The sequence below is a fragment of the Pseudomonas sp. B7 genome, from assembly GCF_016735645.1.
GTDB classification, from domain to species: Bacteria; Pseudomonadota; Gammaproteobacteria; order Pseudomonadales; family Pseudomonadaceae; genus Aquipseudomonas; species Aquipseudomonas glycinae.
The window spans coordinates 281263-298962 of the sequence record NZ_JAERRE010000009.1 but is presented as its reverse complement, the minus strand read 5'-3'; the positions used below and the strand labels follow the sequence as shown (position 1 = coordinate 298962).

General features: G+C 63.3%; 12 protein-coding genes. 7 read left to right on the top strand and 5 right to left on the bottom strand.

What is annotated here, in order from left to right; all coding sequences use genetic code 11:
* Nucleotides 1-5: 5 nt before the first annotated feature.
* The 3 genes from JKA62_RS21190 to JKA62_RS21180 form a co-directional block, all read right to left on the bottom strand.
* On the bottom strand, nucleotides 6-2639 hold the full coding sequence (locus JKA62_RS21190; protein ID WP_201819286.1) for an excinuclease ABC subunit UvrA: 2634 nt from the start codon (nucleotides 2637-2639) through the stop codon (nucleotides 6-8).
* A 28-nt stretch (nucleotides 2640-2667) separates the two neighbouring features.
* On the bottom strand, nucleotides 2668-4779 hold the full coding sequence (locus tag JKA62_RS21185; RefSeq protein WP_201819285.1) for a hybrid sensor histidine kinase/response regulator: 2112 nt from the start codon (nucleotides 4777-4779) through the stop codon (nucleotides 2668-2670).
* 132 nt (nucleotides 4780-4911) lie between these two features.
* Nucleotides 4912-5601, bottom strand: coding sequence for a GntR family transcriptional regulator (locus JKA62_RS21180; protein ID WP_201819284.1), 690 nt, complete (start codon nucleotides 5599-5601; stop codon nucleotides 4912-4914).
* A gap of 140 nt (nucleotides 5602-5741) precedes the next feature.
* Here JKA62_RS21180 and JKA62_RS21175 point away from each other — a divergent pair, with 140 nt between their 5' ends.
* The 7 genes from JKA62_RS21175 to JKA62_RS21145 all read left to right on the top strand — a co-directional run bounded on the left by JKA62_RS21175 (nucleotide 5742) and on the right by JKA62_RS21145 (nucleotide 13210).
* The gene (locus tag JKA62_RS21175; protein ID WP_011334526.1) at nucleotides 5742-6827 is read left to right on the top strand and encodes an ABC transporter ATP-binding protein; all 1086 of its coding nucleotides are present in this window, start codon (nucleotides 5742-5744) and stop codon (nucleotides 6825-6827) included.
* 1 nt (nucleotide 6828) lies between these two features.
* Nucleotides 6829-7746 (top strand): ABC transporter permease, encoded by a 918-nt coding sequence (locus JKA62_RS21170; protein ID WP_201819283.1) that lies wholly within the window; start codon nucleotides 6829-6831, stop codon nucleotides 7744-7746.
* Nucleotides 7743-8531 carry an ABC transporter permease gene (locus JKA62_RS21165; RefSeq protein WP_064597101.1) on the top strand — a complete coding sequence of 263 codons (789 nt, stop codon included), beginning with the start codon at nucleotides 7743-7745 and terminating at the stop codon, nucleotides 8529-8531. The genes JKA62_RS21170 and JKA62_RS21165 overlap by 4 nt, the downstream gene beginning before the upstream one ends.
* A gap of 15 nt (nucleotides 8532-8546) precedes the next feature.
* On the top strand, nucleotides 8547-9599 hold the full coding sequence (locus JKA62_RS21160) for an extracellular solute-binding protein (RefSeq protein WP_011334528.1): 1053 nt from the start codon (nucleotides 8547-8549) through the stop codon (nucleotides 9597-9599).
* 259 nt (nucleotides 9600-9858) lie between these two features.
* Nucleotides 9859-11055: an amidohydrolase family protein gene (locus JKA62_RS21155; protein WP_201819282.1), complete on the top strand. Its 1197-nt coding sequence runs from the start codon at nucleotides 9859-9861 to the stop codon at nucleotides 11053-11055.
* Entirely contained in the window at nucleotides 11052-12539 is a 1488-nt protein-coding gene (locus tag JKA62_RS21150; RefSeq protein WP_011334530.1) for an amidohydrolase family protein, read from the top strand. Before JKA62_RS21155 ends, JKA62_RS21150 begins: the two co-directional genes overlap by 4 nt.
* Nucleotides 12540-12550: 11 nt before the next feature.
* Nucleotides 12551-13210: a flavin reductase family protein gene (locus JKA62_RS21145; RefSeq protein WP_011334531.1), complete on the top strand. Its 660-nt coding sequence runs from the start codon at nucleotides 12551-12553 to the stop codon at nucleotides 13208-13210.
* Here JKA62_RS21145 and JKA62_RS21140 read toward each other — a convergent pair whose 3' ends face one another.
* The gene (locus JKA62_RS21140; protein ID WP_201819281.1) at nucleotides 13211-16288 is read right to left on the bottom strand and encodes an error-prone DNA polymerase; all 3078 of its coding nucleotides are present in this window, start codon (nucleotides 16286-16288) and stop codon (nucleotides 13211-13213) included.
* Entirely contained in the window at nucleotides 16285-17700 is a 1416-nt protein-coding gene (locus JKA62_RS21135; protein ID WP_201819279.1) for a Y-family DNA polymerase, read from the bottom strand. The genes JKA62_RS21140 and JKA62_RS21135 overlap by 4 nt, the downstream gene beginning before the upstream one ends.

Genomic DNA, 17700 nt, shown 5'->3' with positions numbered 1-17700 from the left:
TACACCTAGCGGCTGAGGGCGCGGGCGAGAAACGGCGCAGTCCGGCTCTTCTTGCTCGCCGCCACTTTCTGCGGCGTTCCGGCCACGACGATCTTGCCGCCCTGATCCCCCGCACCCGGGCCGATGTCGATTACCCAATCGCTCTGCGCCACCACGCGCATTTCATGCTCGACCACGATCACCGTGTGTCCTGCGCTCACCAGATTGTCCAGTTGTTCCAACAAGCGGTCGACGTCTCGCGGATGCAAGCCGGTGGTAGGCTCGTCGAGCACATACAACGTCGCGCCGCGCTGATTGCGTTGCAACTCGGTGGCCAGTTTGATCCGCTGGGCTTCGCCGCCGGACAGCTCGGTCGCCGGTTGCCCGAGGCGCAGGTACCCAAGGCCGATGTCGCGCAGCACCTCCAGCGAACGGCGAATCGCCGGTTGCTCGGCAAACACCGTCACCGCTTCGTCCACCGTCATTTGCAACACCTGCGCGATGCTCAACCCCTGCCAGAGGATGGCAAGCGTTTCGGGGTTGTAACGCGCGCCGTGGCAGGTCGGGCACGGCGCATAGACGCTGGGCATGAACAGCAACTCGACACTGACAAAGCCTTCGCCTTCGCAGGTCGGGCAGCGCCCCTTGGCGACGTTGAAGGAAAACTGTCCGGCGTCGTAACCCGCCGCTTTCGCTTCGCTGGTTGCGGCAAACAACTTGCGCACGTTGTCGAACAGCCCGGTGTAGGTCGCCAGATTCGAACGCGGGGTGCGGCCGATGGGTTTCTGATCGACCTGAACCAGACGCTTGATCGACTCCAGCCCGGCGCTGACCTGGCCGGTGCTGGCAGACGGGGTATCGTCTTCCAGATTGAGCTCTTCCGGCTCGGCGTCACTGACGCTGCGCCCAAGCTGCGCGCCGACCAGTTCCAGCAGCGCCTGGCTGACCAGGCTCGACTTGCCGGAACCGGAGACACCGGTGACCGAGGTAAAGCAACCCAACGGAAATTCGGCGCTGAGGTTATTGAGGTTGTTGCGGGTGACGCCATCTAGCTTCAGCCACCCAGAAGGCTTGCGCGCGGCACGGGTCGACCGTTGCTGTTCGGCGAACAGGTAGGCGCGGGTCTGCGAGTGTTCGATCGCCGCCAGCCCCGGCGGCGGGCCGCTGTAGAGAATCTGCCCGCCCTTTTCACCGGCTGCCGGGCCGACGTCGATCAGCCAGTCGGCCCGGCGCATGGTGTCCAGATCGTGCTCGACCACAAACACGCTGTTGCCGTCGGCCTTCAGTCGCTGCAACGCTTCGAACAGGGCCTCGCCGTCAGCCGGGTGCAGGCCGGCGGAAGGTTCGTCGAGCACGTAGATCACGCCAAACAGTTGCGAGCCCAGTTGGGTGGCCAGTCGCAGGCGTTGCAATTCGCCGGACGACAGGGTCGGCGTGCTTCGTTCCAGGGCCAGATAACCGAGGCCCAGATCGGTCAGGGTGCTGACCCGTTCCAGCAGATCCTCGGCAATGCGCTGCGCGGCCAGGCGTTTTTCCAGCGACAGGTTCGGCGTATGGCGCACGTCCGGCGCATTGGCGTGGCCGCTGGCGCCATGGGCCACGCGCTGCTGCCGGGCTTCGCGGGTCTGGCTGTGGGTCAGGGTTTCACCGGTTTCATCGGCGTGTTCCAGCCAGCTCGCGTCCGCGACCGGCCGCAAAACCTCGGCGACTTGCAACAGAGACATCCGCGACAACTCGCCGATGTCATGCCCGGCAAACGTTACCGACAGCGCCTCACGCTTGAGGCGCTTGCCATCGCACAACGGGCAAAGGCTGCCGATCATGAACTGCGACACGCGCTTCTTCATCAGCGCACTTTGCGAATGGGTGAAGGTATGCAGGATGTAGCGCCGGGCGCCAGTGAAGGTGCCTTGATAACTGGGCTCCATGTTGCGCTTGAGGGCGACGCGGGTTTCTTCCGGCGTCAGCCCGGCGTACACCGGAACGGTTGGTGTTTCCTCGGTGAAGAGGATCCAGTCACGCTGTTTTTTCGGCAGCTTGCGCCACGGGATATCGACATCGATACCCATGGTCACCAGGATGTCGCGCAGGTTCTGCCCCTGCCAGGCCAGCGGCCATGACGCTACGGCGCGCTGGCGGATGGTCAGATTCGGATCCGGCACCATCAACGCCTCGGTGACCTCGTAGACCCGGCCCAGTCCATGGCATTGCGGGCACGCGCCTTGCGGCGTGTTCGGTGAAAAATCTTCGGCATACAGCATCGGCTGACCCGGTGGGTAGCTGCCGGCGCGCGAGTACAGCATGCGGATCAGGCTCGACAACGTGGTGACGCTGCCCACCGACGAACGCGTGCTCGGCGTGCCGCGCTGCTGCTGCAGGGCCACGGCCGGCGGCAGGCCTTCGATGGAATCGACGTCCGGCACGCCGACCTGATCGATCAGCCGCCGCGCATAGGGCGCCACCGATTCGAAATAGCGTCGCTGGGCTTCGGCATACAGCGTCGAAAACGCCAGCGACGACTTGCCCGAGCCCGACACCCCGGTGAACACCACCAGTGCATCGCGAGGAATGTCGACGTCCACGTTCTTCAGGTTGTGTTCACGGGCACCGCGCACGCGAACCATGCCGGCGGCAGAACTGGAATTGCGCCTGGAAGTCATCGGCCAGCCTTGGTCAAGGGATTGGAGCTCAGGTGCTGAGCACGGAACGGATCATCTGCAGCAGCGCTTCGGGGCCATAGGGTTTGCCGAGCAAATGGGTGTCGGGGCTGAGCTGGTGGTTGCGCGAGATGATGTCGCGGGTGTGGCCCGAGGTGAACAGCACGGCCACCGGCGGCATTTGCACCTTGGCCCACGCCGCCAGATCGGAGCTCTTGATCAGACCGGGCATCACCACGTCGGTGAAGATCAGGTCGACCCGAGCGCCTTCCATCAACATCTGCATGGCCGCGTCACCGTTGCCCGCCGTCAGCACGCGGTAGCCTTCTTCGCGCAACAGCTCGACCGCCGAGGTGCGCACCGCTTCGTTGTCCTCGACCACCAGGATCGTCTCGTGACCACCCGCCTGCTGATGATTGACGCTCGGCGAGTCATCGAGCACGGGGCGCAGGCTGCGCGGGAAATACAACTGCACTCGCGTGCCCTGGCCCACCTGGCTGTCGATCTCGACATGCCCGCCGCTCTGTTTGACGAAGCCGAACACCATGCTCAAGCCCAGGCCGGTGCCCTGGCCGTCGGCCTTGGTGGTGAAGAACGGTTCGAACACCTGCTCGAGTATGTGCGGGGCAATGCCGACGCCGCTGTCACTGACCGAAACCCGGACGAAATCCCCCGGCACGATGCCCTTGCCCGAGCAGAACGCCCGATCCAGTGAGAGATTCGAGGCACCGAGCACAATGGTGCCCTCGCCCTTCATGGCGTCCCGGGCATTGATCGCCAGATTGAGAATGGCGTTTTCCAGTTGATTGCGGTCGACGTTGATGTGCCACGGATCTTCCGGCAGCTGCACGTCGATCTGAATGGTTTCGCCCAGTGCCCGTTGCAGCAACTCGCCGACGCCTTCGAAGATCTGGCGGGGATTGCACACCGCCGGCGACAGCGGCTGGCGACGGGCAAACGCGAGCAGTTGCGAGGACAGCTTGGCGCCACGTTCCACCGCTGCCAGCGAGGCGCTGACCCGGCGCTGGACGTTGGCGTTGTTCGGTTCATGTCGCGCCAGCAGGTGCAGGTTGCCGGCGATCACTTGCAGCAGGTTGTTGAAGTCGTGAGCCACGCCGCCGGTGAGGCCGCCGATGGATTCGAGTTTCTGCGACTGGCGCAGTTGCTCTTCGGCGGAGAGACGCGCGCCGACTTCATCAGCCACCCGTTGTTCGAGATTGCGGGTGAATTTGAGCAGGGACTCTTCGGCGATCTTGCGCTCGTGGATGTCGATCAGCACGCCGGGAAAACGGAACGGCTGTCCCTGCTCGTCGAACTCGCAGCAACCGCTGGCCAGCACCCAGAGGAAACTGCCATCAGCGCGTATCACGCGGTATTCGGCGTTGTACGGCTCGCCGGTGCGCACCGCATTCTCGACGCATTCCTGCACCCAACTGCGGTCGTCGGGATGAATGTGCGCCTCGGTAATGTGCTGCGGCAGGTTGGTCAGGTCCTGATCCGGCGGAAAGGAAAATGTGCGGGCAAATCGCTCATCGGCCGACAGCACATTGTTTCTGACGTCCCAGACAAACGAGCCAAGCAGTGCCCCGGCATTCAGTGCCAGTCGCACCCGCTCGTTATCGGCGCGATAAGCGTCTTCGGCGGCCTGACGCAAGCGTTCGGACAACACCAGTTCAGTGGTTTCCACCACCATCGCCATGACGCCCGAAGGCACACCGGCATCGTTGGCCACCGGGCTGTAATACAAATCGAGCCAGACATCCTCGGGTACGCCGTCGCGCAGCAACACCAGGACCTTGTTGCGATATTCCAGGGTGCCGCCGGCCAGACAGGTGTCGACCACATGCCGGTTGAAATCGGCCACCTCCGGCCAGCCCAGTTCCACCGGCGATCCGAGCAGGTAGGGATGTCGTCCGCCGGCGAATCGTGAGTAAGCATCGTTGTAGATCATGTAACCGGCATGGCCCCAGAGCATGACCATCGGCAGCGGCGATGCCAGCATCAGTTGCACTGTGCTGCACAGGCTGGCCGGCCAGGTTTCGAGCGGGCCCAGATCGGTCCTGCTCCAGTCGAACGCACGGATTCGCCCGGCCATCTCGCCTTGCCAGCCGTCACACCCATGGCTATCGGATAAAAACTGCATCAGCTGCTTCAACGCCTTGTGGTTGATCCGGATCTATCGCTGCGCGGTCAAACGTCGCGCCCGTCTGTTTCGAGCGCATCGGGCAACGATGGTTTCATTAGAGGTATAGCCGATTTCAGTGGCAGCCGACGCTCAGACTTCGATCAGATGCTTGAGCGGATGGTAGCCGGTCTTGAGCTTCGCAGCGACGTCGAGAATCGCCTTCTGGATGCCGTCCAGGTGTATGCAGGTCAGCTCGATGGCGGCGCTCTGATTGCCAGCCTCGATGTACTCGATCAGGCGCAGGTGTTCGTCGTCGCGACAGGCTTCGTGGCTGTCGTCATCCAGCGCCGCGGCGTACAGCGAGGCGCGGGAAATCAGCTTCTGGAACCAGTCGAGCAGCACCGGGTTATTCAGGCTGCGGGCGAGCTTGATGTGGAACTCGCCCAGCAGGTGAATCAGTCGCTCGTGGTCGCCGGCTTCGTGGGCTTCGTCTTCCAGCAGCAAGTGATCGCGCAGGTCCTGCATCGCCGCAGAGTCTTTGCGCCGGCACAGTTCGGTGACGATGCCGATCTCGATCAGGCGCCGGGTTTCGAACAGCGAACGGATCTCTTCATCGCTGGGCAGCGACACCGACGCACCTTTATTGGGCTCGGTGGTGACCAGTCCATCGGCCTCCAGTTGCTTGAGCGCGGCACGAACCGACGTGCGGCTGACATTGAACAATTCCGCCAGCGACGCCTCGCCCAGCTTCATCCCCGGACGCAGCGAACGTTTGCTGATCGCCTCGTAAACCCCTTGGTAGACGCGGTCGACCGTGGTTTCCGGTTTTTTCTCGGTCATCTGAAAACTCCTTCAATGCTGGCAGCGCTGCCCGACGAGCGACTCAGTCAGGGAAATGGGGGGTTGCGCCAGCAGATTAATCCGGGTATTTCTAAATTGCATTCAGATATTGCATACAATAATTAGAGGATTGCACCATTATGGGTCAGCCAATAGCCATTGAAGTGCGTAACGTATCCAAGCGGTATTCTGATGACCCTGGCCTCGCGCCTGCCCTCGACAACGTCTCGGTGAACATCGCCGACAACGAATTCTTCACCCTCCTCGGCCCCTCGGGCTGCGGCAAGACCACCCTGCTGCGCGCCATCGCCGGTTTCGAACACGTCAGCGACGGCGAGATCCGTCTGGCGGGCGAAACGGTCAATCACCTGCCGCCGTTCAAGCGTCGGGTCAACACGGTGTTCCAGAGTTACGCGCTGTTTCCGCACATGAGTGTCGCGCAGAATATCGCCTTCGGCCTCGAGATGCAGGGTCTTGATCGCAAGACGATTCCCGGACGGGTCGACGAAATGCTCGCGCTGGTGCAGATGGAGCACCTGGCCGGGCGCAAACCGGCGCAATTATCCGGCGGCCAGCAGCAGCGCGTGGCTCTGGCCCGGGCCCTGGCGCCGAAGCCGAAAGTGCTGTTGCTCGACGAGCCGCTGTCGGCGCTGGACCTGAAGCTGCGCAAGGAAATGCAGGTCGAACTCAAGCGCGTGCAGCAGGAAGCCGGCATCACTTTCATCTTCGTCACCCACGATCAGGAAGAAGCGCTGACCCTGTCCGACCGGATCGCGGTGATGTCCGCCGGCAAGATCCTGCAGATCGGCACCCCGATCGACATCTATGAACGTCCGCAGCACCGCTTCGTCGCCCAGTTTATCGGCGACATCAATTTCCTTCCCGGCCAACTCAAACGCGGGGAACACAACGAAAACATCTTCGTACCGAACGGCATGCCGGTGGAAATCCCCTGCCCGCCCCAAGGCGTCAATGGCAGCAGCGTGCAGCTGGCATTCCGGCCCGAGCGCTCGCAACTGGTTGCAGCGGATCAGCCGCATCATCTGCGCGGTGTGATCGAAGCGGTGCTGTATGTCGGCACCGCGACGCTGTACCAGTGCCGCTTGAACAACGACATCAAAGTCATGCTGCGGGAAAACAACGAAGGCCTGAACCGTGGTCGCGCAGTCGGTGAGCCCGTGGCGGTGCACCTGCCGCCCCAGGCCTGCCTGTTGATGGAGGCCTGAGATGAGCGTCAGCAGCACTTCCCCCTCCCTCAACCGCGTGCTGTTGCTCAGCCCGGTGGTGTTGACCCTGCTCGCCCTGATCGCCATTCCGCTGGGGATCATGGGTTACATCAGCCTGCTGCCGCGCAACACCTACGGCGGCGTCGACTGGCAGGCTCAATGGCAACTGCAGAGTTATGTGCAGCTGTTCTTCCAGGAAGGCTTCGACGGCGAACTGGAGCTGAACTGGGTCTACGCCCAGGCGCTGTTGCGCTCGGTGTTCCAGGCCGGTGGCACCACGGTGTTGTGCTTCCTGTTCGGCTTTCCGGTGGCATTGTGGATGTCGAGCCTGACCCCGCGTCGGCGCAATTTGATGGTGTTGCTCATCACCATCCCGTTCTGGACCAACCTGCTGATCCGTAACTACGCGTGGCTGATCATCCTGCGCGAACAGGGCTGGGTCGCCCAGAGCCTCAACGCGCTCTTCCCGAGCGCCGGCGGCATCACCCTGCTCTACAACGACTTCGCCGTGAGCGTGGGTCTGGTCTACAGCTTCCTGCCGTTCATGATTCTGCCGATCTACTCGACCCTGGAAAAACTCGACTGGCGTCTGGTGGAAGCCGCCTATGACCTGGGCGCCAACCGCTGGCATGCGCTGCGCCGGATCATCCTGCCGCTGTCGATGCCCGGCGTGATTGCCGGCGCGTTGCTGGTGTTCGTGCCGAGCCTTGGCGCCTTCATCACCCCGGCGATCCTCGGCGGCGGCAAGACCCTGATGATCGGCAACCTGATCCAGCAGCAATTCGGTACCGCGCGCAACTGGCCGCTCGGCAGTTCGTTGTCGTTCCTGCTGCTGGGGATTCTGCTGTTGTCCCTGGTGCTCTACGCCCTCTACAGCCGCAGCGCGATGAAAAACCTGAACCGGGGAGCGAAAGCATGATCTCTTTGCACCTGAAAAAACTCCCGGCGACCCGGGAAATCAGCCTGCTGATCCTCGCTTATCTGTACGTGCCGATCCTGGTGTTGATCGCCTACAGCTTCAACGCCAACCGCTCGGCGACGGTGTGGACCGAGTTTTCGTTCGCCTGGTACGGACGGATCCTGGCCAACCCTTCGATCCAGACGGCGGCGCTGAACTCGATCATCGTCGCGACCATCGCCACGGTGTGCGCCACGGCGATTGCACTGCTCGCGGCGCTGGCGACTTACCGGCCGTTCTACGGACAGAAAATGGTCGAGGGCGGGATCAACCTGCCGCTGATCCTGCCGGAGATCGTCACCGCCGTGGCCACCCTGCTGCTGTTCATGGCCCTGGGCATCAAGCTTGGGCTGATGACGGTGATCGTCGCGCACATTGGCTTCTGCATTCCGTTCGCCTACCTGCCGATCCGCGCACGGCTCAACGATCTGGACAAGAGCCTGCTGGAGGCCGCCAACGATCTGTACGCCAACCCGTGGCAAGTGTTCCGCCGCGTGACCTTGCCGCTGTTGTGGCCGGCGGTGCTGTCCGGTTCGGTGCTGGCGTTCGTGGTCAGCCTCGACGATTTCATCATGACCTTCTTCGTCGCCGGGCCCGGTTCGACCACGTTGCCGGTGTACATCTTCTCGGCGATCAAGGCCGGCGTAACGCCCGAGATCAACGCGATTTCGACCCTGATGCTGGTGATTTCCATCGTGCTGGTGGTGCTGGCCTTCTGGCTTGGCCAACGCGGCAAACAACAATAAACCTGGAGCGCGCTCATGAAAGTGAAAAACATGCGTCTGGCAGTATCCGGTCTGGCCCTGAGTTGTTTCACCGCGTTCGGCGCCCACGCCGCCGAGCCCAAGCAATTGTTCTTCTACAACTGGACCGATTACTACCCGGTGGACCTGCTGGCCAAGTTCGAAAAGGAGACCGGGATCAAGGTCACCATGGACGGCTACGACAGCAACGAAACCCTGCTCGCCAAGTTGCAGGCCGGCGGCGCCGCGTATGACGTGATCGTGCCGTCGCAGTCGATCATGCAGACGCTGATCAAGCAGGACCTGCTGTTGGAAATCGACGCCCCGACCCTGAGCAACTTCCAGTACGTCAAAGGCCCGTTCCGCGATCCGAGCTTCGACCCGGGCCGCAAGTTTTCGGCGCCGTACCTGTGGGGCACCACCGGGTTTTCCTATGACAGCGCACGGGTACCGGGCGGCAAGCTCGATGATTCGTGGAAAGAATTCTTCGAACCGCGCAAGGAACTGCAAGGCCAGCTCGCCGCCCTCGACACTTCCAGCAGCGTGATCAACGCCGCCAGTCATTACCTGAACGTCGACGAATGCACGGAAAACCCGCAGGAGGCCAAACGCATCCTCGAACTGCTGCAAAAACAGAAACCGTTTTTGAAGATGTACAGCTCCGACAACACCGTCGACCGCATGGCCTCGGGCGAAGTGATCATGATGCAGAACTGGAACGGCTCGACGGCCCGCGCCACGTTGCAGAAGAGCACGATCAAATACGTGTACCCGAAAGAAGGCCTGGCGATGTTCCAGGACAACTTCGCCGTACCGAAAAGCGCTCCGCATCCGGGCAACGCGAGGATCTTCATCGACTGGATGATGAAGCCCGAGAACGCGGCGGCCGTGTCCAACGCGATTGCCTATGCCAACGGGATTCAGAGCGATCAGTTGCTGGATGCGAAATGGAAGGTCATGGACGCGATCAACATGCCCGAGGAATACGCCTCGCGCCTGCGGCCGGAGAAGGAATGCAGCAACAAGGCGCGGGAGCTGCAGGATCGGATCTGGTCGAAGCTCAAGGGTTGATTCGGGATCACTGGTTGATCTGAACGCCGACCACCCAGTTCGACCTGGAGAAGCCCCTCACCCTAGCCCTCTCCCAGAGGGAGAGGGGACTGACCGCATTGTCTCGAGAGATACGCCGACCTGAGAAATCGAGTTGATTACGGATTCACAGCCAATCGTTCAGGTCGGCGTAGCTCTTCAATATCCCCCATTCGGTCCCCTCTCCCTCCGGGAGAGGGCTAGGGTGAGGGAAAAAATTTCAAAGAACACCGAGGTTCCCATGTCCCACCCCCGCTGGCTCAGAAACATCCGCCCCTACGGCGCCCCCGCCGAAGACCTGCTGATCGAAAACGGCAAGTTCAGCCAACGCCGCCCGGCCTCCAATGCTCCACTGACCGCCACCGACATCGACGGCCAGAACCAGCTCCTGACCGCTCCGCTGGTGGAAAGCCACGTCCACCTCGACAAGACCCTGTACGGCCAGCCCTGGCGCCCGAACAGCGCCGGCCCGACGCTCAAGGACTACATCAGCAACGAGCGCCGTGTGCTGCGTGAAGTCAAGGCGCCGATCGCCGAACGCGCCGGCGCGCTGCTGGAAAACTGCATCGCCCGGGGTTCGCTGACGATGCGTTGCCACGTCGACATCGACCCGGAATTCGGCCTGCGCCACGTCGAGGCCATGCAGCAACTGCGCGAAACCTACAGCGACCTGATCGACCTGCAACTGGTGGTGTTCCCGCAAACCGGCCTGATCAGCCGACCCGGCACCGCCGAACTGATGCGCGAAGCCATGGCCCTGGGCGTGGAGAACGTCGGCGGCCTCGACCCCTGCGGCATCGACAACGACCCGATCGCGCAACTGGATTTCGTGTTCAAACTGGCCCGCGAGTTCCAGCGTGGCGTCGACATTCACCTGCACGACAAAGGTGAACTGGGCCTGTGGCAGATCGCCCGGATCGCCGATTACACCGAGCGTTTCAACCTGCAGAACCGGGTGATGATCAGCCACGCCTATTGCCTCGGCATGCTGCCGTGGAGTCAGGTCAAACCGGTCGCCGAACGCCTCGCGGCGCTGGGGATTTCGCTGATGAGTTCGGCACCGGCCGACTGCGCGGTGCCGCCATTTCTGGCGCTGCGCGAGGCAGGCGTCAACGTCTGCCTCGGTTCCGACGGCATTCGAGACGCGTGGTCGCCGATGGGTAATGGCGACATGCTGGAACGGGCAATGTTGCTGGCGTTTCGTTTTGATCTGGGCAAAGACGATGAACTGGCGGCAGCCTTCGACGCGGCGACGGGCAACGGTGCCCGCGCATTGGGGATCAAGGATTACGGCTTCGCCATCGGCCGGCCGGCAGACTTTCTGCTGATGCCGGTCGAAACCCTCGGCGAAGCAGTAGTTTCGCGCCCTGTGCGTCAGGTCTATCGCGGTGGCGAATTGATCGCGAGCGGCGGTCGTTTGCTGGGCAGCCGTCTGTGAAACGGATCGGTCTGAAGGCTGGTTGCGTGGTCGGTTTCGACGGCACGCAACATGTACTGTGGCGCGACGGCGAAGTGGTGTTCGCCGGTTCACGGATCGAGTTTGTCGGGCGCGGATACCAAGGGCCGGTGGATCAGTGGATCGACTACGGCAATGCGCTGATCGGACCCGGTTTCATCGACCTGGATGCCCTCGGCGATCTCGACTCCACCGTGCTGACTCTGGACAACGGCGACGAACGCGCGATGGGCCGGATGTGGTCGGCGGAGTATCTGGCGGCCGGCCCGCGTGAGTCGTTCAGCCCCGAAGAAGAGGTCTTCAAGTACCGCTACGCCTTCACCCAGTTGATCCGCAACGGCATTACCACGGCCATGCCGATCACTTCGATGTACTACCGCGAATGGGCGGAGACCTACGACGAGTTTGCCGCTGTCGCCGACGTCGCGGGCGAATTGGGCCTGCGTACCTATCTCGGCCCCTGCTACATGAGCGGCATGAGTTACTGGCGCGCCGACGGCACCCTCGCCCATCACTGGGATGAGGCTCGGGGCCTGGCGGGACTGGATGCGGCCGAACGGTTTTTCAAGGATTTCGATGGCGCCCACGCCGGGTTGATTCGCGGTGCGCTGCTGCCGGATCGCATCCAGACCTGCACCCCGGCGCTGCTCCAACGCACGTCCGCCTTGAGTCGTGAACTGAACGCACCGATGCGTCTGCATTGCTGTCAGGCGCCCGGCGAAGTAGCGATGGTCGAACAGTTGCGCGGCACCACGCCGCTGGGCTGGTTGCAGCGGTTGGATTTGCTCAACCCGCGCAGCCTGTTGCCCCACGGCATTTACACCTCGGGAGATGACGACTTGCAACGGGTCATCGACGGCGGCGCCAGTCTGGTGCACTGCCCGCTGGTGTTCGCCCGTGACGGCGAGGCGCTGAATTCGTTCGGCCGCTATCGGGCCAAAGGCATCAACCTCGCCCTCGGCACCGATACCTGGCCGGCGGATTTGCTGGCCAACATGCGCCACGGTCTGAACATCGCCCGGCTCATGGAGGGAGGGCCGTCGCAGACCCGCAGCCTCGACCTGTACAACGCCGCGACCCTCGGCGGCGCCAAGGCGTTGGGCCGTGACGACCTCGGTCGCCTGGCCCCCGGCGCCAAAGCGGATATCACCGTGTTCAACCTGCGCGGCCTGCACCTGGGCCCGCTGTTCGATCCACTGAAAAACCTGCTGCTGGCCGGGCGCGGCGACGACTGCCTAGCCAGTTACATCGACGGTCGCTGCGTGATGCACGACGGTCAGGTCAACGGCGTCGACTACCCCACTCTGCAACGCCAGGCCCAGCGCCAATACGAAAAACTGATGCGCAGCCACAGCGACCGGGCCTTTGGCCGACCGGACTGGAAAAAGCTGTTCCAGCCGGCCATTGCGTTCGCCGACGCCTACAGCGCCGAAGCGCCGTTGAGCGCCATCGATCCACTTCTTTAGAGAACACTGCCATGCACAGCTTCGATTTCAGCCAACTGAGTCCACGGGAAAAATACAAGATTCTGATCGGCAGCGTGGTCCCGCGCCCGATTGCACTGGTCACCACCATCGATGCCGAAGGCCGGGTCAATGCCGCACCGTTCAGTTTCTTCAATGCGCTGTCGGCGGATCCGCCCATTCTCGCGCTCGGCGTGGAGAACTACGGCGACCAGAGTCCGAAGGACACCACGCGCAATATCCAGATGAATCAGGAGTTCACCGTCAACATCGTCAGTGACGCCTTGGTGGAGGCCATGAACGTCTGCGCCGTGCCGTTCGCGCCGGGCTTCGATGAGTTGACCGCAGCAGGGCTGACGGCGATTCCCGGCACTTCGGTCAAATGCCCGCGAATCGGCGAAGCACCCGTGGCGCTGGAATGTCGACGGATGATGGCGCTGAACATCGGCCAGTCGCGGGAGATCATTTTTGGCGAGGTGTTGATGGCGCATGTGCGCGACGAGTTGATCGACCCGAAAACCCTGTACATCGATCAATTGGGGCTGGATGCGATCGGACGCATGGGCGGGCATGGTTATGCACGGACCCGGGACTACTTCGACCTGCCGACCCGCTCGTTGCAAGCGTGGACGGAAGCGCCGGGGGGTGGCGAGCGGTTCTGGCCACAGCGCTGATCAGTGGAAGTCGCGGCTCTGTACGCGGATGCCGTTGAGCAGCGGAGTCAGATCGCTCAAGCGTCCGGCGATCAGGTGCCGCACCTCGCCTTCCCGCTCCCAGCGGCCATCGACCTTGAGCAATTGCGAGCCCACCAGCACCTGCCGCTGACGCTCGGCCAGATCGCGCCAGACCACTACGTTGACGTTGCCGAACTCGTCTTCCAGGGTCACGAAGGTCACGCCACTGGCAGTGCCCGGCCGCTGACGCCCGGTCACCAGCCCCGCCACGCTGACCGGCCGGCCGTGTTCGACCTCCAGCAACTCCCGGGAACTGCGACAGCGCCGCGCCCGCAACTCGTTGCGCAACAGCGTCAGCGGGTGCGGCCCCAGCGTGGTACCAAGGGTGGCGTAGTCGGTGAACAGGTCTTCGCTGACACTCGGCGTCGGCAGCAACACATCCGGCTCTTCCTGACTCGGCAACCCGGCAAACAGCCCGAGCTGTTTCTGCACCCCAGCCACTTCCCAGCGTGCCCGATGGCGGTGACCAGCCAGGCCGCGCAACGCCCCGGCATCCGCCAGCAGCGCCTGGGCGCGACTGTCGAGCCCGGCCCGCTCACCCAGATCGGCGACATCGGCAAACGCCCCCCTCGCCCGAGCCTTTTCAATGCTCCGGGCATCCTCCTCGCGAAAGCCCTTGATCATCCGCAGGCCCATGCGGATGGCCGGTTGCTCGCCGGCAATCGGCTCCAGGCTGCAATCCCAGTCACTGGCGCGCACGTCCACCGGACGGATCTGCAAATGATGCCGGCGCGCATCCTGAAGAATCTGATCCGGACTGTAGAAACCCATCGGCCAGCTGTTGATCAGCGCACAGGCGAACGCCGCCGGTTCATGGCACTTGAGCCAGCAACTGGCATAGGTCAGCAAGGCAAAACTGGCGGCGTGGGATTCAGGGAAACCGTAACTGCCGAAGCCCTTGATCTGCTCGAAGATCTGCGCGGCGAATTCCGGGCTGTAGCCGTTTTTCTTCATGCCGGCGGCCAGTCGTTCCTTGTGCGGTTCCAGCCCGCCGTGGCGTTTCCACGCGGCCATGGAGCGGCGCAACTGGTCAGCTTCGCCGGGGCTGTAGTCGGCGGCAACGATGGCGATCTGCATCACCTGTTCCTGAAACAGCGGCACACCGAGGGTGCGCTTGAGCACCACTTCCAGCTCCGGTGACGGATAGGTTTCCTCTTCCTCCTGATTCCGACGGCGCAGGTACGGATGAACCATCCCGCCCTGGATCGGCCCCGGCCGGACGATGGCCACCTCGATCACCAGGTCGTAGAAGGTTTGCGGGCGCAAACGCGGCAGCATCGACATCTGCGCCCGGGACTCGATCTGGAACACGCCGATGGTATCGGCGCGGCTGATCATGTCGTAGGTCGGGCGATCCTCAGGCGGGATGGTGGCCAGGCTCAGGTCCTGATGGCGATGGCGGCGCAGCAGGTCGAAACAGCGGCGGATCGCGCTGAGCATGCCGAGGGCGAGGATATCCACCTTGAGCAGCCCGACCGCATCGAGGTCATCCTTGTCCCACTGGATGATGGTGCGGTCGGCCATGGCGGCGTTTTCCACCGGCACCAGAGTGTCCAGCGGTTGCTCGGATATCACGAAACCACCGGGGTGCTGCGACAGGTGCCGGGGGAAGCCGATCAGTTGCCCGGTCAGGCTCAGCACCCGGTGCAGCAGCGGACTTTCGGGGTCGAAACCGCCCTCGCGTAGGCGCTCCACGGGTGGGGTTTCATCGCTCCAGTGACCGCAACAGTCGGCCAGCGCATTGATCTGGTCCGGCGGCAAGCCCAGCGCCTTGGCCACATCGCGGATCGCACCGGAAGCGTGATACGTGCTGACCACCGCGGTCAGCGCCGCACGACGGCGGCCATAACGACGGAACACGTATTGCAGGACTTCTTCCCGGCGTTCGTGCTCGAAATCGACGTCGATGTCCGGCGGCTCGTTGCGCTCCCTCGACATGAAACGCTCGAACAGCAGCGTGGTGCGGTCCGGGTCGATCTCGGTGATGCCCAGGGCAAAACACACCGCCGAGTTGGCCGCCGAACCCCGGCCCTGACAGAGAATTTTCTGCTCACGGGCGAAGCGCACCACGTCGTGCACGGTGAGGAAGTAGCTTTCGTAGCCGAGTTCGGCAATCAGCTCCAGCTCATCGTCGATCTGCTTGAGCACCTTGGGCTGTGCGCCTTTCGGCCAGCGCCAGGCGATGCCTTGTTCGGTCAGGTGGCGCAGCCAGGAACTGGCGCTGTGTTCCTCGGGCACCAGCTCTTTGGGGTATTGATAGCGCAACTCGCCCAGATCGAAGGTGCAGCGGCGGGCCAGCTTTAGCGATTCGTCTAGCAAGGTCTGTGGATACAGCTCGCGCAATACATCGAGGCTGCGCAAATGCCGCTCGCCGTTGGGGTGCAGGCGCAATCCGGCCTCGGCCACCGGGACGTGATGGCGGATCGCGGTCATGGTGTCCTGCAAGGCTCGCCGGCCACGGGCATGCATGTGCACATCGCCGCTGGCCACGGCTGGAATTTGCAGCTCATCCGCCAGACTCAACAGTGCGGCAAGCCGTTGCTGATCGTTCTGCCCACGATGCAACTGCACCGCCAGCCACAGCCGCTCGCCGAACGTCTGTTTCAGCCAGCGCCCCTCTTCCACCTCATCGACCGCCTCCGGCACCCACAGCACCAGCAATCCCGGCAACGGCTCGCTGAAGTCCTCGCGCAGTATTTGATACTGGCCTTTTTGGGTACGCCGTCGAGCCTGGGTGATCAAGCCGCACAGGGCCTGATAACCCTCGATGTTCTCCACCAGCAACACCAGTTTCGGGCCGTTCTCGATACGGATTTCGCTGCCGATGATCAGCGGCAACTCCACTGACTTGGCTGCCTGCCAGGCACGGACGATCCCGGCGAGGGTGCATTCATCGGTAATCGCCAGCGCCTGATAGCCGTGCTTTTTCGCGCGCTGAAACAGTTCCAGCGCACTGGACGCGCCGCGCTGGAAACTGAAATTCGACAGGCAGTGCAGCTCGGCATAACCCTGGTTCATGCGAACCAGCCCTGCAGCCACAACGGACCGACCTCACCCACTGCCCGGTACGCCCAGCCTTGCTGGCCTGCGCGGTTCTGGATCAGGTAATAGTCGCGGCGCACGTCGTCACCGTCCCACCAGCCGGACTCGATGCGCTCCGGACCCATGAGGATGCGCGCCGAACCTTCGGGCACCGACTGCGGCTCGCCCAATAACCAACCCGGACGCTGCACGCACGGCAATGCAGGGCAACGCTGCTTGTCGTCGGCGTTCTGCCACGCGCACTCCGGGCGATGATCGGCCTGAAAGCGCAGGCCCTGCACCGCCTCATCCCCCAGCCGTGCGCGCAGGCGTTCGCGCAGTTGCTCCCAGGGCAAGGTCTGCTGCGGGCGGTCGTCGAACAGTTCCTGAAACTGCGGCACGAAACTCGGCAGATCCTCGGCGCGCAGACGAAAGCCGCGCACCGGGGCTTCGACCTGCACCTGCTCCAGTCGACCACGGGCCAGTTCAAAGAGCATCGCCGGATCGCGTTCGGCGCTGAGCAGGCCGACCTTGATCAATGTGTCCGGCAACCCGGCGTGTTCCAGATGCAGATCGAAGCGCTGCACGCCGCTGTCGCGGCCGCACAAAAACGCCGCCAGATCGGACATCAGGCGGCGCAAGGGGAACAGCAGCGCCTGATGGGACTGCACGTCGAAATTGAGTTCGATGCGCACGTCGAAACGATCCGGCGGCAGGTAGAACGCCAGCGCCAGCGGCCGTGCGCCGAACAGCGTGTCCAGGTGTTTGAGCATCGGTGCCTCGAAACGCCGGGCCAGGGCCTGACGCGGCAGGTTCTGCACCTGATGGAGGTTGCGCAGGCCCATGCGCGACAGCGCCGTGGCCACGCTCGGTTCAAGCCCGATGCGGTCGACCGGCAATTGTCCGAGGTGATGGCGCAGGGCCTCACCGTCGGGCACCACCAGTCCGTCATAGGCGTTGGCCAACACCCGCGCCGCCACCGGGTTGGGCGCGGCGACGATGCGGTGACGAAAGCCCAGCTCGGTCAACTCCGTGCGCAACCGCGCCTCGAACTGCACCCAGGAACCGAACAGCCCGAGGCTCGATTCGATCTCGAACACCACGGTGCGCGGATAATGCACGCTGACCTGGGCGCTGAAACGATAGGCCCAGGCGGCGAGAAACTGCTGCCAGTGCTCGACCTCGGCCACGTCGTAATCGACGGTGGTGAACCCTTTGCTCATGGCCTGCGCGGCGGTCATCGATTGCCCGGGACGCAAGCCCAGTGCCCGCGCCGCCGGGTTGATCGCTTGCAGCACCCGGCGCTGGGCCGGGCCGCTGAGCAGCGCCAACGGTTGCTCGGGATCGGGGCGCTGACGCAGCACGGCGTCGAGGGCCAATTGCGGGAACAGAATGCAAACCCAGCGCAT

Bases quoted from the DNA above. Each gene is read 5' to 3' on its own strand.
- JKA62_RS21190 (WP_201819286.1), bottom strand. From the start codon at position 2,639: ATGACTTCCAGGCGCAATTCCAGTTCTGCCGCCGGCATGGTTCGCGTG.
- JKA62_RS21185 (WP_201819285.1), bottom strand. From the start codon at position 4,779: ATGCAGTTTTTATCCGATAGCCATGGGTGTGACGGCTGGCAAGGCGAG.
- JKA62_RS21180 (WP_201819284.1), bottom strand. From the start codon at position 5,601: ATGACCGAGAAAAAACCGGAAACCACGGTCGACCGCGTCTACCAAGGG.
- JKA62_RS21175 (WP_011334526.1), top strand. From the start codon at position 5,742: ATGGGTCAGCCAATAGCCATTGAAGTGCGTAACGTATCCAAGCGGTAT.
- JKA62_RS21170 (WP_201819283.1), top strand. From the start codon at position 6,829: ATGAGCGTCAGCAGCACTTCCCCCTCCCTCAACCGCGTGCTGTTGCTC.
- JKA62_RS21165 (WP_064597101.1), top strand. From the start codon at position 7,743: ATGATCTCTTTGCACCTGAAAAAACTCCCGGCGACCCGGGAAATCAGC.
- JKA62_RS21160 (WP_011334528.1), top strand. From the start codon at position 8,547: ATGAAAGTGAAAAACATGCGTCTGGCAGTATCCGGTCTGGCCCTGAGT.
- JKA62_RS21155 (WP_201819282.1), top strand. From the start codon at position 9,859: ATGTCCCACCCCCGCTGGCTCAGAAACATCCGCCCCTACGGCGCCCCC.
- JKA62_RS21145 (WP_011334531.1), top strand. From the start codon at position 12,551: ATGCACAGCTTCGATTTCAGCCAACTGAGTCCACGGGAAAAATACAAG.
- JKA62_RS21140 (WP_201819281.1), bottom strand. From the start codon at position 16,288: ATGAACCAGGGTTATGCCGAGCTGCACTGCCTGTCGAATTTCAGTTTC.
- JKA62_RS21135 (WP_201819279.1), bottom strand. From the start codon at position 17,700: ATGCGCTGGGTTTGCATTCTGTTCCCGCAATTGGCCCTCGACGCCGTG.